4 protein-coding genes are annotated in these 3,624 nt (G+C 71.9%); all 4 read right to left on the bottom strand.

The window, feature by feature from the left end; translation table 11 throughout:
- Positions 1 to 11 precede the first annotated feature (11 nt).
- Positions 12 to 1,031, bottom strand: coding sequence for a UDP-glucose 4-epimerase GalE (gene galE, locus MK181_10815; protein ID MCH2420288.1), 1,020 nt, complete (start codon positions 1,029 to 1,031; stop codon positions 12 to 14).
- A 1-nt stretch (position 1,032) separates the two neighbouring features.
- Positions 1,033 to 2,043 (bottom strand): NDP-sugar synthase, encoded by a 1,011-nt coding sequence (locus MK181_10810; GenBank protein MCH2420287.1) that lies wholly within the window; start codon positions 2,041 to 2,043, stop codon positions 1,033 to 1,035.
- Positions 2,044 to 2,055: 12 nt separating this feature from the next.
- Positions 2,056 to 2,736, bottom strand: a complete 681-nt coding sequence (locus tag MK181_10805) for a hypothetical protein (GenBank protein MCH2420286.1) — start codon at positions 2,734 to 2,736, stop codon at positions 2,056 to 2,058.
- A gap of 76 nt (positions 2,737 to 2,812) precedes the next feature.
- The coding region (locus tag MK181_10800) for a glycosyltransferase family 4 protein (protein MCH2420285.1) at positions 2,813 to 3,624 on the bottom strand (812 nt) is incomplete at its 5' end.

Here is a 3,624-nt window from a genome sequence, read left to right as displayed (position 1 = left end):
CGGCCAGGCGGTCAGGCGTCGTAGCCGTCGGGGTGGCGCTGTTGCCAGCGCCAGTGGTCAGCCAGCATCTCGTCCAGGTTGCGAGTGGCCCGCCAGCCCAGCAGGTCGACGGCCAGCGACGGGTCGGCCCAGATCCGCTCAATGTCACCGGCCCTACGGCCCACCACCTCATGGGGCACCGGCCGGCCGACAACTCGGGAGGCGGCGACCACCACGTCCAGCACGGAGTAGCCGGTGCCCGTTCCCAGGTTGACCGCTGTGCAGCCCTTCGGCCCGTCCTCGTCGGCGAGGGCGTCCAGGGCGGCCACGTGGCCCTCGGCCAAATCCATGACGTGGAGGTAGTCCCGGATGGCCGAGCCGTCCGGGGTGTCGTAGTCGCCGCCGAACACCGCCAGGCGCTCCTGACGTCCCACCGCCACCTGCATCAGGTAGGGCACCAGGTTGTCGGGCACGCCCCGGGGGTCCTCGCCGAGGTCTCCGCTGGGGTGGGCGCCCACCGGGTTGAAGTAACGCAACAGGAGGATGTCGAGCCCGCCAGCGTCAGCCTCGGTGGCCAGAAGTTCCTCGCAGGCAACCTTTGTGGCGCCGTACGGGTTGGTCGCCCCGATGGGCGATGCCTCGATGACCGGCACGTCGTCCGGCTCGCCGTAGACGGTGCACGACGACGAGAAGACCAGGCGGGACACGCCGTGGGCCCGCATGGCGGCCACCACGCCGCTCGTGCAGCCCACGTTGTTGCGGTGGTAACCCTCTGGATTGGCGATCGACCCGCTGACCGACTTGAAGGCGGCGAAGTGGACGACCTCGTCAACCCGGTGGTCGGCCAGGGTCCGGCCCACGGCGTCAACGTCGGCGGCGTCGGCCTCGACGAACGGCAGGTCGGGCCGGGTCAGGGAGCGCAGGGCGTCGACGGCGGCCGGAGACGAGTTGGACAGGTCGTCGAGGACGACCACGTGGCGACCGGCATCGTGGAGGGCCACCGCGGTGTGGCTACCGATGTAGCCCGCTCCGCCGGTGACCAGGACGGCCACGTCAGGCGTCCTCGGGGATCCGGGCGCCGGACAGGCACCGGCCGTCGGAGATGACCTGTCCCTCGCCGACGACGGTCAGAGCGCTGAGCGAGGCTCCTGGCCCCACCCGGGCCGCGGGGCCGACCACCGAGTGGTCGACCGTGGCGCCGGCGCCGACCGACCCGCCTTCCATCACCACAGCATCACACAGGCGTGCCCCTTCGCCGACGGCGGCACCCGCCATGACCACCGAGCGGTCGATGCGGGCGTCGGGGTGCACCGTGGCCTCTGGGTGGACGGCCGCAAGGTCGCCACGGGTGCCGTCCACCAGGTCCAGCTGGGCCCGGATGTAGGCCTCGGGGGTTCCGGTGTCGATCCAATAGGCCTCGGACGCCACGGCGTGGAGCCGACCCTCGACGGCCATCGCCGGGAACACCTCGCGCTCGATCGACACCGGGCGGTCGTCGGGGATGCGGGCCAACACCGTGGGTTCCAGCACGTAGGTACCGGCGTTGATCCACCGGGTTGGCGCCGTGGCGGCCTCCGGCTTTTCGACGCAGCCCAAGACCGTGCCGTCCCGGTCGGTGGGGACCACGCCGTAACGGGACGGGTCGTCCACCTCGGTGAGGGCCAGGGTGCCCTCGGCTCCGGCGGCCCGGTGGCGGGCCACGACGTCACCCACGTCCAGGTCGGTGAGGACGTCGCCGTTGAGGACCAGGAAGGCTTCGTCTCCGTTGCCGAGGCCCGCCTCGGCGGCCGCGAAGCGCACGGCGCCCGCCGTGTCCAGTGGCTCGGGTTCTACGGCGTAGTGCAGGGGGATGCCGGCACACGTGCCGTCGGGGTAGGCGTCGGCGAAGGCCTCGGGGTGGAAGCCCAGCGAGAGGACCACTCGGGTGACGCCGTGGCCGGCCAGGTGGGCGACGACGTGTTCGATCATCGGCCGGTCTACGACCGCCAGCATCTGCTTGGGGACGTCCCGGGTGAGCGGGTGGAGCCGGGTTCCGAACCCCCCGACCAGGACGATGGCCTGCACGGCCCGGGAGCGCTACCCGCCGGTGGTGGGCGCCGGGGCCGACGGATCCGAGGTGAGGGCCCGCGGGTTCACCACGTCCAGGAAGGTCAGCCGCTCGGGCCGCGGGGCGGGTGGTTCCACGTCGGCTGGCACCAGGGCGATGGTGAAGGCCTCCCGGTCCTTGAGGAACCGGACGTTCGCCAGGTCCTCGGTGAGGACCTCCGGGTCGCGCTCCATGTCGTCGGCGTCAAAGCGGGCCACCTTGACCACGGCCGGTTGGCCGTTGCAGTCGGCACCAGCCAGGAGTGCCTCGCCGGTGTCCAGGACCACGCTGTCGTCGTCGATACGGCCGCCGAAGGCGTTAAAGAACTGGCCCATGGTGGCGTCCTGTCCGGAGGCCAACTTGTTGAACGGGTGGATGTGGATCAGTCCGTCGCTGTGGGTGTGGATGCCGTTCGGGTCGGTCTCGACCACGATCTTGGACCGGAAATCGTCGCAGACGTAGACGTCGTAGGCGGAGTGCCAGTGGTCGCCGACCCGGGGGGCCGAGGTGGCCTCGCGGTCGGAGCGGGCCCAAAGCACGAGCAGCGATCCGAGGACCACCACCAGGCCGACGGCCAGCGGGAAGCCCATCTTCCTTCGTTCACCGGTGCCTCCCGAGGCTCCCGCCCGGGCGGCGCGCGCGATCTTGCTCGCTGAGTCTCCACGTGCCATAGGGCCCAGAGGCTAGCGGCGCCCCCCGGCGGATCATCGGGCTTGTTCTCCGGGCCGGTCGAGCCCGATACCGGCCTCAGCTCCGATCTCGTAGCCCTTCGATGAGCTCCGCGTAGGCCTCGGCCACCGACGTCGGAGACCGCCACCGCTCGGCCCACCGGCGACCGGCGGCGCCCATGGTGGCCCGCAGGTCGGGGTCGTCGGCTAGGCGCTCCACGGCGGCGACCAGGGCGTCGGGGTCGTCGGGGGGTACGGCTAGGCCCGCTCCGGCCTCGGACACCACACGGGCCACCTCGGTGCCCTCGTCCACGCTGGCCACCACTGGGCGGCCGGCGGCTAGGACGGCGTAGGTCTTGGACGGGACGCTGGAGGCACCCAGGCCGGCCCGCAGGGGCACCACGTGCACGTCGGCGGTGGCTAGCACCTCGGGGACCCGTTCCGCGGGCTGATAGCCGACCACGGTCAGGTTCGGCAGGTCCTCGGCGGCCCGCCGAAGGTCGTCGGCCCGGACGCCACCTCCGTTGACGACGTAGGCCAGGTCGGGGCGGTGGCGGTGGCGGCGGGCCGCCTCGACGAGGAGGTCCAGCGACTGGGAGTGACCGAGGTTGCCGGCGTACATGACAACGGTCCGGTCGCCTAGGCCGTGTTCGGCCCGATAGGCGGTCTGGCGATCCATCGGCCGGACGGCGGCGGTGTCCACGAAGTTGGGGATGACCCGCACCACGGGACGCCGATCGGGGGGCAGTGAGGCAACCTTGGTCGATACGTTGGCCGCTAGGTCGTCGGACAGGACAGTGACGGCGTCGGACCGGCGGTAGGTGGCCCGTTCGAGAGCCTGGAAGGCCCGGACGGCCCGAGGCGAGGTGAGGGCACCGACCTGGACGGCCA

Source organism: Acidimicrobiales bacterium (assembly GCA_022452035.1).
Lineage (GTDB): Bacteria > Actinomycetota > Acidimicrobiia > Acidimicrobiales > MedAcidi-G1 > UBA9410.
The sequence above is the reverse complement of the archived record's forward strand: the minus strand, read 5'-3'. Positions and strand labels throughout refer to the sequence as shown.

What these genes read in the sequence shown, in the direction of transcription:
- MK181_10805 (MCH2420286.1), bottom strand. Translation starts at nt 2,736, where the DNA reads ATGGCACGTGGAGACTCAGCGAGCAAGATCGCGCGCGCCGCCCGGGCG.